Raw genomic sequence first — 18,472 nt, 5'->3', positions numbered from 1 at the left:
CGCGCCCGCGCCGGGTTCCAGAGGGGCGTGACGACTGGATATAGCCGGTGAAGAAGCGCAATAATGCCGGGCACCGCGCGACGGGCGGATGCACGCCCTGCGCAGCCGCGCGGCGGCAGGGCGGTGCGGAAGGCGACGCAGGGGCCGATGGACGAGCGACGCAGGCTGGAACTGGACTTCCGCGCCGTGCGCTCCGGGCTCGGGGTCGGCGAGTTCGTGCGCTCGGCCGAGGTGCTCGGCCCGGTGGAGGACGTGTTCCGCGCCCGCGAGCACGGCTACCGCCGCATCGACGACTTCACGCTCCTGCACCTGCTGAACTTCGAGGCCGGGCAGCCCTACAGCCTGCGCATGGAGCGGGCGGACCTCGTCTGCATCCAGGCCACCATCGCCGGGCGCTACAATCGCTGGATCGGCCAGCGCATGGACCTCGTCAGCCCGCATCTGATGCACATCAGCAATACGCCGCTCTCGGTCTCCGACACCGAGGAAGGGGCGCGGCTGCGCGGCGTGCTCATCGTCTGCGAGCGCCGGCATTTCGTCGAGCACTACCGGCTGAATCTCGAGCGCGTGCCGCCCGCCTACCGGCCGATCTTCCTGTCGCGCGAGGGAACGCCGGAGGTGCTGACCCTGCCGCTCTCCCCGCTCGGCATCGGCCTCGTCGACCAGCTTCTCTCCTGCCGCTATGGGGAGCCGCTGCGCGGCATCTTCGTCGGCGCCAAGACGGTGGAGATCATCTGCGACGTGGTCGCCCAGCTCAACCGGCTCCAGCCGCGCGCGGCGCCGCGCCTGCTGGGCGAGCGGGCGCGCGCCGAGGCGATCGAGAGCGCGGCCGAGATCTACCGCCGTGAGATCGGCGCGCCGCCGACCATCGAGCAGCTCGCCCTGCGGGTCGGGCTGAACCGCAACGAGCTCACCTCCGGCTTTCGCGCGCTGTTTGGCGTCACGCCCCACGCCTATGCGCAGATGCGCCGCATGGAACGGGCGCAGGAGCTGCTGCACGAGGGCGCGCTCTCCATCAGCGAGGTCGCCCGGCGGGTGGGCTATGAAGGCTATTCCAGCTTCGCGCGCGCCTATCAGGCCCATTACGGCCGCGCCGCCGCGCCCGCCGACGCCCCGCCCCGCCGCCGCGCGAGAGGCGACGAGCGCCCCTGAGGCAGCGGACGGGGATCAGCGGATCGGCATATGCGCCGTCTCCGGCATGTGTCGGATCACCGCGAGGCTGGTCAGCGCGGCGGCGATCACATAGCCGGCCGGCGCCAGCGGGTCGTCCACCGCCTGCGTCAGCCACACGGCGATGAACGGGGCGAAGCCGCCGAACAGCGCCGCCGCCACCGCATAGGCGACCGACGACCAGCGCGAGCGGTCGGAAGTGGCGAAGAGCTCGGCGGCGACGGCGGGCCCCGGCCCCGAATAGAGCGCGATGGCGATGCCGAACAGAAGCTGGACGCCGACCACCAGCGCGAAGCTCGGAAAGGCGAGGACGCTCCACAGCGCCGGCACCACCGCCACCAGCACCAGAAGGCACGAGGCGGCGAGGAACGGGCGCCGCCCGTAGCGGTCCGACAGCCGGCCGACCAGCGGCACCAGCAGGACGATGGCGGCGGTGCAGATCGTGTTCGACCAGGTGGCCTCGGCCGCGCTCAGCCCGGCATGCTGCTGGGTAAACAGCGGCATGTAGACGAGGAAGATATAGTAGCAGACCGTCCAGTGCATGGTGAAGCCGAGCAGCGTCAAGCCCGGCCGGCCGACCCGCTGCAGCAGCGGCGCCGCCGCCGGCGCCCTCGCCCGGCGATAGGCCGGGGTCTCGTCGATGCCGGTGCGCAGCCACAGCGCGACCACGCCCAGCGCGCCGCCGAGCACGAAGGCGAACCTCCACCCGCCCGCCGCCAGGCTCTCCGCCGGCAGCGTCCCCGCCAGCAGCGCGGCGACGGCGCTGGCGAGCCCGCTGCCGAGCGCCACCGACACCGACAGGAAGCTGGTGGAGAAGCCGCGGCGGCCCTCGGGCGCGGATTCGAGCAGGAAGGCGTTGGCAATGCCCCACTCCCCGCCGGCCGAGAAGCCCTGCACCATCCGCGCCGCCAGCAGCAGCACCGGCGCCAGCGGCCCGATCCGCTCATGGGAGGGGATGAGGCCGATCGCCAGCGTGCCGGCCGCCATCAGCCCCGCCGCCAGCAACAGCGCCGGCTTGCGCCCCCGGCTGTCGCCGAACCCGCCGAGCACGAGGCCGCCGAGCGGGCGCATCACGAAGCTGACGCCGAACACCGCCAGCGTCGCGAGCAGCGCGGTGTGCGGCGATTCCTCGGGGAAGAAGGCGCGCGACAGGTAGAGCGCGAGCAGCCCGTAGATGACGAAGTCGTACCACTCCAGCACGTTGCACAGCATGACGCCGGCCAGCGCCCGCCTGCGCCGCGCGGCGGCCGTATGCGCTTCATCCGCGTGCGCACCGGGCGCGTCCAGCGTCGTGGAACTGTCAGGCGGGAGTGCCTGCGGCGTTACCGGCATGGCGCCCCGATCGGAAAGAGTGTGCCGGTTTTATTGAACCACACGCGCGGCAGGTGGAAAAGGGAGCGAGCGGCGCGGCTCGCCCCGCCCGGGCGGCGCGCACGGGCGAAGAAGCGCCGCGCGGCTCCCGGCCACCTGCCAGCTTTCCCAAGTTGTCATGAAATCCTGATCCTGTGCCGGGCATCCCAAAGTGCCGGTTCTACGCGATAACGCGCTGGCGGCGACCGTCATGAATGTTGCAAACCCTGCGGTGTTTCATGATGGAATCTCGCGGTTCGACTGGTCGCACGCGATCGGCGTGGGCGGACGGGCGGCGAGGACGACGACGCGAAGCGCCCGTTGCTTGAATCATGTTGCGATGCAGCATGCGCGGCGATACCGTGGCGCAACCCTGTCGGGAGGCCGATCCGATGCCGCGCCAGACGCCTGCGACCCCGCCGCGCCGCCCCTCCCGGGCCGGCCGCTCCCCATCCAGAACAGCGACCGCCGAAGCCGCGCCGCCCGCCGCCTCGATCCCGGCCGCGCCAGGCGCGAGCGCGCAGGACACGCCTTCGCCCGCCGGCAAGGGGCCGCGCGCGCCGGTGCTGGTCGACCTCGCGCTGCAGGGCGGGGGCGCGCATGGCGCCTTCACCTGGGGCGTGATCGACCGCCTGCTGGAGGAGGAATGGCTGCGTATCGACGGCGTCTCCGGCACCTCGGCCGGGGCGATGAACGCGGCGGTGATGGCCGACGGCTATGCCGCCGGGGGCGCGCCGGGCGCGCGCGCCGCGCTCGACGCCTACTGGCGCCACGTCGCCGACGCCGCCCGCTTCAGCCCGTTCCGGCGCGGGCCGCTCGACGTGTTGCTTGGGCGCTGGACGCTCGACCACTCGCCGCTGTTCCTCGCCATGGACCTGATGTCGCGGCTCTATTCGCCCTACGACCTCAACCCCGCCGGCACCAACCCGCTGCGCGCGGTGCTGGAGAAGGCGATCGACTTCGAGCGGCTGAAGACCTCTCCGGTCAAGCTCTTCATCACCGCCACCAATGTGCGCACCGGGCGCGGCCGGGTGTTCCGCAACGCCGAGATCACGCCCGACGTGCTGCTGGCCTCAGCCTGCCTGCCGACCCTGTTCCAGGCGGTGGAGATCGACGGCGAGAGCTACTGGGACGGCGGCTATGCCGGCAACCCGACCATGACCCCGCTGGTGCGCGACCTGGAATCGGACGACACCATCCTGGTGCCGATCAACCCGATCGAGCGCGCCGGCACGCCGCGCACCGCGGCCGAGATCCTCAACCGGCTCAACGAGGTCTCGTTCAACTCGGCGCTGCTCAAGGAGCTGCGCATGATCGCGCTGCTGCGCCAGGTGGCCGATCCGGGCAATAGCGAGGGCGCGCAATGGGCGCGCATGCGCATCCATCTGGTGCGCAACGACATCATGGGCACGCTCGGCTACTCCTCCAAGCTCAACGCCGAATGGGAGTTCCTCTCCATGCTGCGCGACGAGGGACGCAAGGCCGCCGACGCCTTCCTCGCGGCCGACGCCGACAATATCGGCAGGCGCTCCTCGGTCGATCTCGACATCTTGCTGGAAGGGGTGTGAGCGATGGGGCTCCTCGGCATCCTCCTCGGCCTCGGCCTGCTCATCTGGTTCGCCTATCGCGGCTGGAGCGTCCTGCTGCTGGCGCCGCTGGCGGCGCTGATCGCCGCCTTCCTGTCCGGCGAGCCGCTGCTCGCCAACTGGACCCAGACCTTCATGGGCAGCGCGGCGAGCTTCGTCGGACAGTTCTTCCCGCTGTTCCTGCTCGGCGCGCTGTTCGGCAAGCTGATGGAGGACAGCGGCTCGGTCACCGCCATCGCCGAGTTCATGACCGGCACGCTCGGCGCGCAGCGCGCCATCCTCGCCGTGGTGCTGGCCGGCGCCATCGTCACCTATGGCGGCGTCAGCCTGTTCGTCGCCCTGTTCGTGCTGGCGCCGATGGCCGAGGCGCTGTTCCGCGCCGCCGACATTCCGCGCCGGCTGATGCCGCCGGCGATCGCGCTCGGCACCTTCACCTTCACCATGATGGCGCTGCCCGGCACGCCGGCGATCCAGAACGCCATCCCGATGCCGTTCTTCGGCACCACGCCCTTCGCCGCGCCGGGGCTCGGCATCATCGCCTCGGCGATCATGCTCGGCTTCGGCCTGTGGTGGCTCTCGCGTGCCGAGGCGGGCGCGCGCCGCGCCGGCGAGGGATTCGGCGCGAGCGCGGCCTCGGTGAACGCGGCGCTGGACGACACGGTGCTGCGCGAGCGCGCCACCACGGCGCGCGAGTTCGACCCGGCCGAGATCGCCCACGGCCATCTCAGCGCCGAGCGGCCCTCCATCGCCCTCGCCGCCCTGCCGCTGGCGCTGGTGATCGTGGTCAACCTGCTGATGTCCTTCGTCATCCTGCCGCGGCTCGACTTCGCCTTCCTCGGCGAGGAGCGCTGGGGAGGCATCACCTTCTCGGCGGTCAGCGGCGTGTGGTCGGTGGCGGTGGCGCTCATCGTCGCCATCCTCGCCACGCTGGCGATCAACCGCCACCGCCTGCCGAAGCTGCGCGAGACCATGGATGCGGGCGCCAACGCCTCGGTGCTGCCGATCTTCAGCGTGGCGAGCCTGGTCGGCTTCGGCGCGGTGGTCGCCGCCCTGCCCGCCTTCGCGCTGGTGCGCGACTGGGTGCTCTCGATCGGCGGCGGGCCGCTGGTCTCGCTGGCGGTCGCGACCAACATCCTCGCCGCCCTCACCGGCTCGGCCTCGGGCGGGCTCACCATCGCGCTCGACGCGCTCGGGTCGACCTACCTGCAGCGGGCCGGCGAACTCGGCATCGACCCCGCGCTCCTGCACCGCGTGGCGGTGATGAGCGCCGGCACGCTCGACAGCCTGCCGCACAGCGGCGCGGTGGTCACGCTGCTCGCGGTCTGCGGGGCGACGCCGCGCCAGAGCTATCTCGACATCGTCATGGTCGCCATCGTCGGCGCCATACTGGCGCTGGTGGCGGTCATCGCCATCGGCTCGGTGGCGGGGAGCTTCTGAACGCCGCCGCGACGGCGCCTTCCCCGCCCGGCCCGGGACGCGAACGCCGCCCCGGCATCTTCGGCGACGGCCGCCATGCCGCTCGCCGCCGCTTACGGACACCGTTCCCCCCTCAAGGACACGTGCGATGCTCTCACGCCGCTCGCTGCTCGGACACCTCGCCACCGCCCTGCCGGCGGCCGTCCTCCCGCTCGCCGGCGCCGAGGCGCAGGGCGTTCCCGCGCCGCGCTCGGCCCCTCCCCCGCCGCGCCGCGAGCCGCGCCCGGCGCCGCGCCGGGGCTACACTTGGGTGCCCGGCCACTGGAACTGGACCGCGCGCCGCAACTGGGTCTGGGAGCCCGGCCACTGGGAGGAGAACCGGCGCGGCTTCACCTATGCCGGTCCGCGCTGGGTGCTGCGGCGCGGCCAGTGGGTGTTCGAGCCCGGCCGCTGGGTGCGGAGCTGGTAGCGGGCGGGCCGTCCCGCGCTCACTCGGCGGCGGGGTCGTCGGCGTTCTCGGTCACCACCCGGCCGAACTGCTCCACCTGTCCCTGATAGGTGCGGCGCGTGGCCGGGTCGATGACGGCGATCGGCGCGCTCAGCGCCAGCCCGGCCGCCCCGCCGACGGTCTGGCCGACGCCCATCGCCGCCGCGCCGATGCGGTCGCCCAGGCTTATCTGCGAATCCGTCACCGTCTGGCCGTTCACCAGCCGCTCGCCGATCAGCCGCACCACCTCCGGCGAGGAGGCGAAGCGGCCATGGTTGAGCGCGTCGCCGCTGCGCATGGCGGTGAGGTCGATCACCACGATGCCGGACTTCTCCAGTTCCCGGTAATACTGGTCGGCGTCGATCAGCCCCAGCCGGTCGACGCCGCCGGCGATGCGGCGCGACACCCGGAGCGCGCGGTCGTCGCGCGAGACGAACAGGGTGAAATGAGCCTTCGGCGTGTTGAGCGCCTGCCACTGGGTGGCGAACACGTCGACGTCGACATCGGGCGAGGCGAGGATGACGTTGCTGATCTTCGCCGGCAGCTTGCCGCGCCGGATCGCCATCTGCCGCAGCCCCTCCATGGCGAGCCACGCGCCCATGGAATGGGCCATGATGGTCACGTCCTCGACGCGCGGATCGCTCGCGACCTGCCAGACCGTCTCCTCGAACGCATCGCGCGAGAAGATGGTGCTCTCGCGGTCGAACAGATAGTCGAACACCCGGGCGCGCGAGGGCCAGGTGAACAGCACCGGCGCCACTTCCGAGCCGGAATCGTGGACGATCTGCGCGAAGCGGTAGACCGCGTCCTCGAAACGGTTGTTGAAGCCGTGCACGAAGATCATCACCCGCCGGCTGGGCGGCAGGTGGCCGTCGAGCCAGCTCCGCGCCGCCTTCTCCCCGTCGAGCGGCTTCACCGCGAGGGTGGCGAAGTCGGTCTGCGGGTTGGCCGGCAGGCTGCGCGGCCACTGCACCTGGCCGACCTCGCGCCGGCTGTCCGGCGGGATCGAGATGGTGAAGGCGCTGAGCGAAATCCCCTTGCCGCGCTCGCCGGTGTAGCGGATCGCCTTGTCGGTCGAGGGCGCGCGGGTGGTCGCGACCAGCATGTCGACCTTCGTCGCCTCCGGCACCGACGCCTCGACCGGGGTGAGCACCCCGACCGGGCGCCCGGAACATCCGGCGCACAACAGGCCGGCCAACAGGACAACGACCAGACGCATTCCGCCTCCGCCGGCCACGCACGAGCAAAGGTGAGCAATATCGTGCCCGCCGCGCCCTGACCAGAGGGCGACGACGCCGCATATCCCCTGCCCGCGCGTCACGGCGGTGCCCTGATATGGAACGGGGCGGCTCAGGGCAGGGCGAGCAGCGCGCCCAGCGCCAGCACGATGGCGAGCAGCGCCAGCCCCGCCACCGGCCATGCCCGCATCGCGGCGTCGAACCACTCGACGCCATGGCCGAACCGGCGCACCGCCGGCCCGGCGCGCTCGGCCAGCACGGCGATATCGCCTTCCGGGATCGCCGGCAGCCGCGCGCCCCAGCGGGCGAGGCCGGGCGCCAGCAAAAGGCCGAGCAGGATCGGCCATGTCGCCTTCCACAGCGCCGCGGGCGCCAGCACGCCGGCGAGGCCGCCGCCGGTCGCCTGCGGGAACAGCGCCCAGGCGACGGCGAACGAGGCGAACGCGGCGACCAGCCACGGCACCACCATGCCGGCGGGTGCGCGGTCCTGCGGGCGCGCCTTCGAGATGCCCGCCAGCAGCCGCAGGAAATGCAGCATCAGCAGCGTGCTGCCGGCGGCGGAGAGGGTGGCGAGCGTGCCCGTCGCGCCTTCGCCCAGCACAGCCTTGGCGGCGTATTTGGCGAGCGCGCCGCTGGTGAAGGGCAGCCCGGCGAGGCTGAACGCCATCACCGCCATCACGCCGAGCACGAGCGGGCGCCGGCGCGCCCCGGTGGCGGCGACGACGCCCACGCCCATGAACAGCGCGCCCTTCACCAGCAGGTGGTGCAGCCCGTAATAGGCGGCGAGCCGGGTCGCATCCGCAGCGCCGGCCGCCATGCCGGCGCCGATGATGGCGGCGACGAGCCCCATCTGGCTGACGGTGGAATAGGCCAGCACGGTCTTGGGGTTGCGCTGGGTGATGCCGACGCCCACCCCGTAATAGGCGGTGAAGAGGCCGAGCGCGGCCAGCGCCGTGCCCCAGTCCGGCGCCGCCCGGTCGAAAGGCAGAAACCGGATCAGCCCGATCACGCCGGCCTTGACGACGATGCCGCTCAGCACCGCCGAGGCCGGCATCGGCGCCACCGGATGCGCCAGCGGCATCCATATGTGCAGCGGCACCAGCCCCATCTTCAGGCCGAAGCCGAGGATCAGGAGGGTGAGCGTCGCCGCCCGCCAGGGCGAGCCGTCGAGCATCGCCACCGCGTCGGCGATCAGCGGGTTGCCATTCGGCCCGGCGGTCGCCAGCAGCACGAAACCGAACAGCAGGAACGCCTCGCCGAGCAGCGCCAGCGCCATATAGGCGAGCCCCGCCCGCTCGGCCGCCGGCGTGCCCTCATGCGCCACCAGCCCGTAGGCGGCGAGGCTGACCAGCGAGAACATCAGGTAGAAGCTCGTCATGTCGGCGACGATGAAGACGCCGAGGCTGCCGGCGAGCGTCAGCAGCCACCACACCGCGAAGCCGGTGTGTCCGGCCCGCGCGCCCATATAGCTTCCGGCATAGAGGCCGGCGCAGCTCCACAGCAGCGACGCGCCGCCGAGCAGCATCGCGCCCGGCGCGTCGAGCGCCAGCACGAGGCGCAGCGGCGCCGGCGCCAGCAGCAGCGATCCGCCGGGCGCAAGCAGCGCGGTCGCCAGCCCCGGCAGTGGCGCCAGCGGGAGGAGCGCGAAGACGCGGCGGCGGAACGGCGCCAGCAGGCAGAGCGCGGCAAAGGCGAGCGGCGTCGCGAGCGTGGCGGCGAGCAGGGCCCCGGACAGCGTCATCGCCTCCCCCTCACGGCAGCGCCACGCCCGCCCGGCCGATGGCGAGCAGGTCGAAGGGCTGGAGCGGCACCAGGCCGAGCGCGACCGCGCACAGCGCAAGGGCGAGCGCCGCCAGCTCGCGCGAGCGCGCCACCGGCGAGGTGACGATGCCTTCCGGCGGCGGCGCCATGGCGCGCTTGAGCACCCGCGTGACATAGGCGGCGGCGAGCAGCCCGCCGACGCTGATCACCACCGCGATCCACCACGCCCCGCTGAGCGTCGCGGCGCTGAGCAGCAGCAGCTTGGCGATGAACCCGCCGCTCGGCGGAAGCCCCATCAGCGACAGGCCGGCGAGGCCGAAGGCGAACAGGCTCACCGGCACGGCGCGCCCGGCGCCGGCGAGCTCGTCGATGCGGTCATGGCCGAGCGCCTCGGCGATCAGCCCGGCGGCGAGGAACATCGCCGCCTTGGCGAGCGCATGCGAGACAAGCTGCAGCATGCCCCCGGTCCAGCCGATGGTCGCCCAGGCCGGCACGCCGGGCTCGATGGTGAGCTGGAACATCAGGAACAGGTAGCCGACCTGCGCCACGGTCGAATAGGCGATCATCAGCTTCAGCCGTGCTTGGCGCAGCGCCACCACGCTGCACACCAGGATCGCCGCCGCCCCAAGCATGGCGAGCGCGCGCGCCGCCGCCTCGTGCGAGGCGCCGGGCAGCACGTCGAACCACAGCCGCACGATGATGAAGAACGGCGCCTTCACCACCAGCGCGGACAGCACCGCGCTCGCCGGCGCCGGCGCCCCGGCATGGGCCGGCGGCAGCCACAGATGCAGCGGGAACAGCGCCGCCTTCGCCATCAGCCCGCCGATCATCAGCGCGATCGCGGCGTGGGTGGCGAAATCGGGGTAGGCCAGCTCGTGCAGCAGGCCGATGTCGAGCGTGCCGTAGCGCGCATAGAGCACCGCCACGCCGAGCAGGTAGAGCACCGAGCCGACCAGCGCGAAGACGAGGTAGCGCAGCGCCGCCTCCAGCGTCGCCGCGGTGCCGTCGAGGCAGACCAGCGGCACGGCGGCGAAGGTCAGCAGCTCCAGCGCCACGAACAGGTTGAACAGGTCCTCGCCGACGAAGGCGAGGTTCAGCGCGCTCCACAGCCCCATCAGCAGCGCCCAGAACCCGAAGGCGCGCCGTCCGCCCGGCGCCGTCTCCGCCGCCGCGAATTGCGGGCGCGCATAGAGGGCGACGAGGGCGATCACCAGCGCCGCCATCGCCATCATCACCGCCGAGAGCCCGTCCGCGCGCAGCGCCAGCCCGAGCGGCGGGCTCCAGCCGCCGATCCCGTAGACCAGCGCCTCGCCCGAGCCCACGACGCGCCATCCCACCGCGCCGACGACCGCGACCCCGACGGCGATGGTCGCGAAGGCGAGGCTCGCCGCGTGCCGCACCCGCAGCAGCCCCATCACCGGCATCGCCAGCATGCCGATCACCGGCACGAGGACGGCGAGCACCAGCAGATAGCCGCCGGGGGAGGACGCCAGCGCGTCGCCGACCATCTCAGCGCGTCTCCCGCGGCGGGGCGGCGGCCGGCGCGGCCCCCTCCTCCGGCGTGCCGGCAGCGGCCGCGCGCAGGATGGCGAGGCGCCGGATCAGCGCCATGGCGAGCGCGGTGGCGGCGAAGGCGACCACGATCCCGGTGATGACCAGCGCCTGCGGCACCGGATCGCCCGGCAGCCCGGCCGCCGCCCCGCGCCGCGCCCCGACGCCGAACAGCAGGAAGACGCCGGCCCCCACAAGGTTGAACGCCAGCACCCGGCGCAGCGGCGCGGCATGGGCGAGCACGCCGTGGAGCCCGAGCCCGATCAGCGCCGCGGCGGCGAGGCCGTAGAGCAGCGGCCCGCTCATGTCCGCCGCTCCCCGGTGCCCGGCCCCAGCACGATCAGCGCCAGCATGGCGGCGAGCGAGGCGGTGAGCGCGACCTCGATGACGATGATCGCCGCCTTGGCCCAGCCTTCGGGATAGGCGAGGAACTGCCCCGGCACGAGGAAGCCGGCGAGACCGATGGCGATGAACACCGCTGGCCCGGCGGCGATCAACCCGCGCAGCCTCGCCCCGCCGAGCTCGGGCGGTGCCCGCAGCCCGGCCATCAGCACCAGCAGCCACATGGCGGCGATCAGCGTCGCCGCCTGGAACTTGCCGCCCGGCGCGTCCGCCCCCACCCACAGCAGGTGGACCGCGACCACCAGCCCGACCGGCGGCAGCAGCCGGGCGAGCAGCACCACCGGCCGGCTCGCCGTGCCGCCCGGCGCGGCGGGCGCGCCGCGCCATTCCCCCTCGCCCGCCAGCGACCAGACGCCGATCAACGCCAGCAGCACGACGACCGTCTCCAGCAGCGTGTCGAGGGCCCGATAGGCGAGCAGCACCGCCGTCACCGGGTTGCCGAGTTCGAGCGCGCCGAGATGGGCCACCGCCGCCGCGGCGAGGCTCGGCGCCGGGTCGGGCGCGCCGGCGACGATCACGGCGACGCCGGCGGCGACCAGCGCCGCCGCGAGGGCGAGCAGCCCCCGCAGGAGCGGAGAGCCGGTGCGCGGCACGGCGACGGACACGGCGGCAGAGGCGGCACCGAGCAGCAGCACGCCCGTCAGCGCGCCGATCGCCGCCTCGGTAAGCGCGACGTCGACCGCGCCGAGCCGCACCCAGGCGAGCGCCAGCAGCAGGCCGAGCGCCATGAAGCCGATCACCGCCGAGCGCTCGTCACGCGCGTTCAGGCTGAACAGCGCCATCACCGGCAGCATCAGGGCGAGCACCGCGTCGAGGGTCGCGTTCATCCCTCCCGCCCGCCATTAACGGCGCGCTTCCCGCGGCCGTTCACGATCTGTGCGATCATCTGCCCGGCGATGCCGCCGGCGCCGAGCGCCAGCAGCCAGACCGCGACCAGCTTCAGCGCGCCGCCGAGGCTTCCGGCCTGCGGCACCAGCCCCAGCACGATCAGGCCGAGGCCGAGATTGTCGGCCTTGGTCAGCGCGTGCAGGCGCGAGAGAGCATCGGGAAAGCGCAGCAGCCCGGCCGTACCGGCGAGGAAGAAGCCGAGCCCTGCCGTCACCGCGACAATGGTGAAGATGTCCGCCAGCAGGCTCATGACGAGCGCGTCCCGGCGGCGCTTGCGAGCGCGGCCGCGCCGAAGGCGGCGAGCACCGCCAGCACCAGCGCGACGTCGACGATCGCATCCATGCCCTGAGCGATAGCGAGCAGCAGCGCGACGCCCGTGCCCGCCGTGCCGGCGAGCTGCACCGCCATCATGCGCTCGGCGACGCTCGGCGCGCGCAGCAGCCATATGAGGCCGACCGCCGCCAGCACGACCAGCACGAGCGCGGCCGCGGTCAGGAATTCAGCCATCGGCGCGCGGCTCCCGGATGCGGGCGAGACCGGCCTCGGCGGCGGCGACCTCGCGCGTCACCGGCCGGTCGAGGTCGAGCGCATGGATGAGCACGGTGCGCGCGTCGCGCATTCCCACCGGCAGCGTGCCCGGCTGGAGGCTCAGATAGGCGTGGAACACGTCGCGCGCGGTGCCGGCGGGAAGCCGTGCCGGGCAGGCGACGAGGCCGGGCCGCAGGCGCGAGGCGGGGGCGAGCGCGAGCCGTGCGACCTCAATCCCCGCGCGCAGCGACTGCCCGGGAAAGCGCGCGACGAGCCCTGCGAGCCGCCCCCACGCGATCCGCCCGGGGCCGGACGGCAGCAGGGCGAGGCTGAGCCGGGCCGCCGCCAGCGCGGTCAGCACGCCGACCGTCATCGCCCCCGCGCCGCCGCCGTGCAGCACCAGCCAGAGCGCGAGGAAGGCCGCGGCGCGCAGCGCGCCGTGCCGGAGCGAAGACAGGGGCGAGGGACGTGGCACCTTGGCACGGGCTCCCGCAGGGGCGGCGGCGACCGTCGCCCGGCCGCCGGTGTGAGCTACTGTGCCGAACGAGGCCGGCCCGTGGCAATAGTGCCGACCCATCGTCTTGTGCGCCGCACGCGAATTCTCCGCCTGGCGGGACATCGCGCACAGGATCGGGACGGAACGCGGCTTTCTTCGCCTTTCACCCGTGTATAATGGCGCCGCTCAGTTGCGGCAGCCGGCCGTCGAGGCGCGAGGACGCGCCCGCGATTCCGGGTGCCGAACCGGCGGATCGTCATATCCCCGGGGCGAGGCATGGCGAGAGGACGGAACGGCATGACGACGGCGGCGGGGCCCTGGGCGAGTGTCGTTGCACTCGTCGCGTCTCTTCTTCTCGCGGGCTGCGGCGAGCAGACGGAAGCGGAGGCGCCGCCCCCGCGCCCGGTCCGCGTGATCACGGTCGACAAGGGCCAGGGCGGCCAGCTCGTCACCTTCACCGGCCAGGTCGAGGCGCAGGACCAGGCCGCGCTCTCCTTCCGCGTCGGCGGACGGATGATCGAGCGCAGCGCCAATGTCGGCGACCAGGTGAAGGCGGGCCAGGTGGTCGCCCGCCTCGACCCGCAGAACGCGCTCAACACGCTGCGCTCGGCGCGCGCGGCGCTCACCGCCGCCGAGAGCCAGCTCGTCACCGCGGCCAACACCTTCGAGCGGCAGGACCGGCTGATCGCAAACGGCTTCACCACCCGCGCCAATCACGACGCCGCGCGCACCGCCCAGCAGGCGGCGCAGTCCGCGGTGGACGATGCCGAGGCGCAGCTCAAGATCGCCGAGGACAATGTCGGCTACACCGACCTCGTCGCCGACGCGCCGGGCACCGTGACCGCCCGCGGCGCCGAGCCCGGCGAGGTGGTGCAGGCCGGGCAGATGATCCTCCAGCTCGCCCGCAAGGGCGGGCGCGACGCGGTGTTCGACGTTCCCGCGCAGATGCTTCGCTCGTCGCCGGCCGACGCGGTCATCACCGTCTCGCTCAGCGACGACCCGGGCGTGACCGCCACCGGCCGCGTGCGCGAGGTGGCGCCGCAGGCCGACCCGGTGACCCGCACCTTCCGCGTGCGCGTCGGCCTCGACAACCCGCCCGAGGCGATGCGGCTCGGCGCCACCGTCGACGGCCGGGTGCGGCTTTCCAACGACCCGATGATCGAGATCCCCGCCTCCGCCCTCACCGCGGCCAACGGCAAGCCGGCGGTCTGGGTGGTCGATACATCCAGCCAGACGGTCGCGCTGCGCAATATCGAGGTGGGCAGCTTCTCGCCGGCCGAGGTCGGCGTCGCCTCGGGCCTGTCGGCCGGCGAGGTGGTGGTCACGGCCGGGGTGCAGGCGCTGCATCCCGGGCAGAAGGTCCGCCTGCTCGGCGCGGGGTCGTGATGCGCTTCAACCTTTCCGAATGGGCGGTGCGCGAGCGCTCGCTGGTCATCTACTTCATGATCGCGGTCGTCGGCGCCGGCCTGTTCGCCTATTCCCGGCTCGGCCGCGCCGAGGACCCCTCCTTCGTCATCAAGACCATGGTGGTGCAGGCCGCCTGGCCGGGCGCGAGCATCGAGGACACGCTGCAGCAGGTGACCGAGCGGCTCGAGCGCACGCTGCAGGAGACGCCGAATCTCGACCATATCCGCAGCTACACCCGGCCCGGCGTCACCACCATCTTCGTCGACCTCAAGGACAGCACCACCGCCGCCGAGGTGCCGGACGTCTGGTACCATGTGCGCAAGAGCGTCGGCGACATGCGCCACACCCTGCCGGCGGGGGTGGTGGGCCCCGGCTTCAACGACGAGTTCGGCGACACGTTCGGCCTGATCTACGGCTTCACCGCCGACGGCTTCACCCATCGCGAGCTGCGCGACTATGTCGAGCGGGCGCGCTCGCGGCTGCTCAACGTGCCGGACGTCGCCAAGATCGAGCTGCTGGGCGAGCAGGACGAGCAGATCTTCGTCGAGTTCTCGATGCGCGAGCTGGCGACGCTCGGCATCGACCGCAGCGCGCTGGTCGCCGCGCTGCAGGCGCAGAACGTGGTGCAGCCCGCCGGCACCATCCAGACTGGCGACGAGAAGCTGGCGATCGACGTCACCGGCGCCTTCGGCTCCGAGCAGGACATCGCCAACATCAATTTCGCCGTCGGCGGGCGGATGCTGCGCCTGTCCGACATCGCCACCGTGCGGCGCGGCTATGTCGACCCGCCGCGGCCGATGTTCCGCGTCAATGGCGAGCCGGCGATCGGCCTCGCCATCTCGATGCGCGAGGGCGGCGACATCCTCCAGCTCGGGCACAATGTCGAGCAGGCCATGGCCGAGATCACGGCCGAGCTGCCGATCGGCATCGAGCCGCACCTCGTCGCCGACCAGGCGGTGACGGTGCGCAGCGCCATCACCGAGTTCATGACCTCGCTCTGGCAGGCGATCCTCATCATCCTGGTAGTGAGCTTCATCGCCCTCGGCCTGCGCGCCGGGCTGATGGTGGCGCTCACCATCCCGCTGACGCTGGCCGGCGTGTTCGCCGTCATGTGGCTGCTCAACATCGACATGCAGCGCATCTCGCTCGGCGCGCTCATCATCGCCCTGGCGCTGATGGTGGACGACGCCATGACCACCACCGACGCCACGCTCGGGCGCCTCGCGGCCGGCGAGCGCAAGGAGGTGGCGGCGGTCTACGCGTTCAGGACCTATGCCTTCGCCATGCTGGCCGGCACGCTGGTGACCATCGCCGGCTTCGTGCCGGTGGGCTTCGCCGCCTCCTCGGCGGGCGAATACACCTTCACCCTGTTCGCGGTGGTGGCGGTCGCGCTGCTGGTGTCGTGGCTGGTGGCGGTGCTGTTCGCGCCACTGATCGGCCTCGTCATCCTGAAGCCGCCGAAGAGCGCCGGCGGCGAGCCGGGACGGGTGATGCGGGTCTATCGCGGCCTGCTCTCGGCCGCGCTCGCCGCGCGCTGGGTCACGGTGGCGATCACGCTGGCCCTGTTCGTCGCCGCGGTGCTGCTGATGCCGCTGATCCCGCGCCAGTTCTTCCCCTCCTCCGACCGGCCCGAGCTGCTGGTCGACCTCCAGCTCCCGCAGAACGCCTCCATCTACGCCACCGAGCGGGCGATGGAGCGGCTCGACGCCGCGCTGAAGGGCGATCCCGACGTCGACCGCTGGAGCGGCTATGTCGGGCGCGGCGCCATCCGCTTCTACCTGCCGCTCAACGCCCATCTCCCCAACGACTTCTTCGGCCAGGCGGTGGTGGTGGCGAAGGACGTCGAGGCGCGCGAGCGCCTGCACGCGCGCCTCGTCAAGCTGCTGGCGGAGGACTTCCCCTCGGTGGTGAGCCGCGTCTCGCCGCTCGAGCTCGGCCCACCGGTGGGCTGGCCGATCCAGTACCGCGTGGTCGGCACCGACCTCACCCAAGTGCGCGACATCGCGCTGAAGCTTGCCGAGGTCATCGCCGCCGACCCGCTGACGCGCACCGTCAACTATGACTGGATCGAGCCCGCGCGCGAGATCCGCGTCCATGTGAACCAGGACCAGGCCCGGCTGCTCGGCCTCTCCACCGCCGCCATCGGCGCGGTGCTGAACACGGTGGTGACCGGCGCGCCGGTGACACAGGTGCGCGACGACATCTACCTCGTCAACGTGGTGCTGCGCGCGACCGACGAGCAGCGCGTCTCGCTCGACACGCTGCGCACGCTGCAGGTGCCGCTGCCCGGCGGGCGCACCGTGCCGCTGAGCCAGTTCGCCACCTTCGACTACGCCCAGACCCAGCCGCTGGTCTGGCGCCGCGACCGGCTGCCCACCCTTACCGTCCAGTCCGACATCGTCGAGGGCGTGCTGCCCGAGACGGTGGTGGACCAGCTCGGCCCCAGGATCGCCGAGCTCGCCAAGACCCTGCCGGCCGGCTACCGCATCGAGACCGGCGGCACGGTCGAGGAGAGCGCCTCCTCGCTCGCCTCGGTGCAGGCGGTGGTGCCGCTGATGCTGCTCATCATGCTCACCGTGCTGATGTTCCAGCTCCGCCGCTTCTCGCTCACCTTCATCGTGCTCAGCGTCGCCCCGCTGGGGCTTATCGGCGTGGTGCTGGCGCTGCTGGTCTCCAACCGCCCGCTCGGCTTCGTCGCCATTCTCGGCGTGCTGGCGCTGATCGGCATGATCATCAAGAACGCCGTCATCCTGATCGGCCAGATCGAGGCCGAGCGCGCCGCCGGCAAGGCCGTGCGCGAGGCGGTGGTCGACGCCTCCTGCGCCCGCTTCACGCCGATCATGCTGACCGCCGTCTCCACCGTGCTCGGCATGATCCCCATCGCGCCGACCGTGTTCTGGGGGCCGATGGCGTTCGCCATCATGGGCGGGCTGCTGGTCGCCACCCTGCTGACGCTGCTGTTCCTGCCGGCGCTCTATCTCGCCACCAGCCGCGAACGGCGCCCACCGGCGACGCCCTGAGCGCACCACGCGCCGCCGAAGTCGTCCGCCTAGAGCGGCCCCGCCACCGCGTCGGCGGGAGGTGAGGCCGGCGGCTCCTCGCGGCCCGACAGCAGCCGCGCGATCCAGCGCGTCTCCTCGCCCTCCTCGCAGAAGGTGAGCGCGGCGATCACCAGCGGCACGCCGATGAAGGCCCCGGCCATGCCCCACATGAACGACCAGAAGAACACCGACAGCAGCACCAGGAACGGCGACATGGCGAGCGCCCGGCCCGCCACGCGCGGCTCGATATAGCTGCCGGAGAAGAACTGGATCACGTTCATGGCGACGAACACCAGCACCGCCGTCTCCCACGAGCCGAACTGCGCCAGCGAGAAGAAGGTCGGCAGCAGCGTCGCCACCAGCGGCCCGATGAAGGGGATGTAGTTCAGCGCGAAGGCGATCACGCCGAAGGCTGGCGCGAGGTCGAGCCCGAGCGCCGCCGTCACCGCCCACACGAACAGGCCGGTGAGCACGCTCATCACCGTGCGCACCATCATGTAGGTGCGGAACTTCGCCGCCACCGCCGCGCTCGCGCGCAGCAGCCGGCGCCCCGCCTCGCCCGCTTCGCCGGCGAGCTTGGCGCGCATGATGTCGACCTCGAGCAGGCCGAGCATCACATAGACCAGCGTCACCACCGCGAAGCCGAGCATGGCGTTCAGCCGCCCGGCCAGACCCTGGAACATGCCGATCAGCCAGCCGACGTTGAAGGTGTCCGCCAGCATGCCGGCGGAGTACAGGCCATGGCCCTCGAGCCAGGTGGTGGTCTCGGTGTAGATGGCCTGGAAGCGGGCGGCGTTGACGATCAGCCAGCGCCCGGTCTGGCTCAGCCCCCACACGGTGGCGTAGCCCAGCGCCCCGATGACGAGGATGGTCACCGAGAGGCTGACCGCCATCGCCGGCAGCTTCGCCATGCGCGCCTGCAACCGGGCCTGGAGCGGCCAGACGAGGGCGATGACGAACAGCGCGAACGCCACCGGCGCGATCAGCCCGCGGGCGAAATAGCACGCGCCGCCGGCAAGGACCGCGGCGCAGATACCGAGCAGAATGGAAGTGGCACGCACGCTCATGGACACCTATCGGCCATTGCCTCACCATAGCCGGATAAGGGAAGCGGCGGCACGGATAATCGCCCCGAGGTCGACTTGCCCACA

16 protein-coding genes are annotated in these 18,472 nt (G+C 72.5%); 6 read left to right on the top strand and 10 right to left on the bottom strand.

The annotated features are described in order from the left end of the window. Window positions 1-147: 147 nt before the first annotated feature. A complete protein-coding gene (locus NVS89_RS10695) occupies window positions 148-1,152 on the top strand; it encodes a helix-turn-helix transcriptional regulator (protein WP_258732691.1) in 1,005 nt (334 codons plus the stop codon). A gap of 15 nt (window positions 1,153-1,167) precedes the next feature. On the opposite strand, the gene NVS89_RS10690 is transcribed toward NVS89_RS10695, so the two are convergent. After that, a complete protein-coding gene (locus tag NVS89_RS10690; protein ID WP_258732690.1) occupies window positions 1,168-2,502 on the bottom strand; it encodes an MFS transporter in 1,335 nt (444 codons plus the stop codon). Window positions 2,503-2,912: 410 nt separating this feature from the next. Here NVS89_RS10690 and NVS89_RS10685 point away from each other — a divergent pair, with 410 nt between their 5' ends. From NVS89_RS10685 to NVS89_RS10675, 3 genes are all read left to right on the top strand, one after another. Further along, window positions 2,913-4,088 carry a patatin-like phospholipase family protein gene (locus NVS89_RS10685; protein WP_258732689.1) on the top strand — a complete coding sequence of 392 codons (1,176 nt, stop codon included), beginning with the start codon at window positions 2,913-2,915 and terminating at the stop codon, window positions 4,086-4,088. A 3-nt stretch (window positions 4,089-4,091) separates the two neighbouring features. Further along, window positions 4,092-5,543 (top strand): GntP family permease, encoded by a 1,452-nt coding sequence (locus NVS89_RS10680; RefSeq protein ID WP_258732688.1) that lies wholly within the window; start codon window positions 4,092-4,094, stop codon window positions 5,541-5,543. Between the two features lie 127 nt (window positions 5,544-5,670). After that, a complete protein-coding gene (locus NVS89_RS10675) occupies window positions 5,671-5,991 on the top strand; it encodes a hypothetical protein (protein ID WP_258732686.1) in 321 nt (106 codons plus the stop codon). A gap of 19 nt (window positions 5,992-6,010) precedes the next feature. On the opposite strand, the gene NVS89_RS10670 is transcribed toward NVS89_RS10675, so the two are convergent. The 8 genes from NVS89_RS10670 to NVS89_RS10635 all read right to left on the bottom strand — a co-directional run bounded on the left by NVS89_RS10670 (window position 6,011) and on the right by NVS89_RS10635 (window position 12,852). Continuing rightward, window positions 6,011-7,228 (bottom strand): alpha/beta hydrolase, encoded by a 1,218-nt coding sequence (locus NVS89_RS10670; RefSeq protein WP_258732685.1) that lies wholly within the window; start codon window positions 7,226-7,228, stop codon window positions 6,011-6,013. 131 nt (window positions 7,229-7,359) lie between these two features. Continuing rightward, window positions 7,360-8,988, bottom strand: coding sequence for a complex I subunit 5 family protein (locus tag NVS89_RS10665; protein WP_258732684.1), 1,629 nt, complete (start codon window positions 8,986-8,988; stop codon window positions 7,360-7,362). A gap of 10 nt (window positions 8,989-8,998) precedes the next feature. Beyond that, a complete protein-coding gene (locus NVS89_RS10660; protein WP_258732682.1) occupies window positions 8,999-10,516 on the bottom strand; it encodes a complex I subunit 5 family protein in 1,518 nt (505 codons plus the stop codon). A gap of 1 nt (window position 10,517) precedes the next feature. Then, window positions 10,518-10,865: an NADH-quinone oxidoreductase subunit K gene (locus NVS89_RS10655; RefSeq protein WP_258732681.1), complete on the bottom strand. Its 348-nt coding sequence runs from the start codon at window positions 10,863-10,865 to the stop codon at window positions 10,518-10,520. Beyond that, the gene (locus NVS89_RS10650; protein WP_258732680.1) at window positions 10,862-11,788 is read right to left on the bottom strand and encodes a hydrogenase subunit MbhD domain-containing protein; all 927 of its coding nucleotides are present in this window, start codon (window positions 11,786-11,788) and stop codon (window positions 10,862-10,864) included. Before NVS89_RS10650 ends, NVS89_RS10655 begins: the two co-directional genes overlap by 4 nt. After that, the gene (locus NVS89_RS10645) at window positions 11,785-12,099 is read right to left on the bottom strand and encodes a monovalent cation/H(+) antiporter subunit G (RefSeq protein ID WP_258732679.1); all 315 of its coding nucleotides are present in this window, start codon (window positions 12,097-12,099) and stop codon (window positions 11,785-11,787) included. The genes NVS89_RS10650 and NVS89_RS10645 overlap by 4 nt, the downstream gene beginning before the upstream one ends. Next, window positions 12,096-12,356, bottom strand: a complete 261-nt coding sequence (locus tag NVS89_RS10640; protein WP_258732678.1) for a monovalent cation/H+ antiporter complex subunit F — start codon at window positions 12,354-12,356, stop codon at window positions 12,096-12,098. Before NVS89_RS10640 ends, NVS89_RS10645 begins: the two co-directional genes overlap by 4 nt. Then, a complete protein-coding gene (locus tag NVS89_RS10635) occupies window positions 12,349-12,852 on the bottom strand; it encodes a Na+/H+ antiporter subunit E (RefSeq protein WP_258732677.1) in 504 nt (167 codons plus the stop codon). Before NVS89_RS10635 ends, NVS89_RS10640 begins: the two co-directional genes overlap by 8 nt. Window positions 12,853-13,170: 318 nt before the next feature. Here NVS89_RS10635 and NVS89_RS10630 point away from each other — a divergent pair, with 318 nt between their 5' ends. Together NVS89_RS10630 and NVS89_RS10625 are read left to right on the top strand one after the other, a co-directional pair. After that, complete coding sequence (locus NVS89_RS10630; RefSeq protein WP_258732676.1) at window positions 13,171-14,259, top strand: efflux RND transporter periplasmic adaptor subunit; 1,089 nt, start codon at window positions 13,171-13,173, stop codon at window positions 14,257-14,259. Continuing rightward, entirely contained in the window at window positions 14,259-17,300 is a 3,042-nt protein-coding gene (locus NVS89_RS10625; RefSeq protein ID WP_258732731.1) for an efflux RND transporter permease subunit, read from the top strand. Before NVS89_RS10630 ends, NVS89_RS10625 begins: the two co-directional genes overlap by 1 nt. 29 nt (window positions 17,301-17,329) lie before the next feature. On the opposite strand, the gene NVS89_RS10620 is transcribed toward NVS89_RS10625, so the two are convergent. Beyond that, window positions 17,330-18,388, bottom strand: a complete 1,059-nt coding sequence (locus NVS89_RS10620; protein WP_258732675.1) for an AI-2E family transporter — start codon at window positions 18,386-18,388, stop codon at window positions 17,330-17,332. Window positions 18,389-18,472 lie beyond the last annotated feature (84 nt).

Source organism: Ancylobacter mangrovi, from assembly GCF_024752355.1.
GTDB classification, from domain to species: domain Bacteria; phylum Pseudomonadota; class Alphaproteobacteria; order Rhizobiales; family Xanthobacteraceae; genus Ancylobacter; species Ancylobacter mangrovi.
The sequence above is the reverse complement of the archived record's forward strand: the minus strand, read 5'-3'. Positions and strand labels throughout refer to the sequence as shown.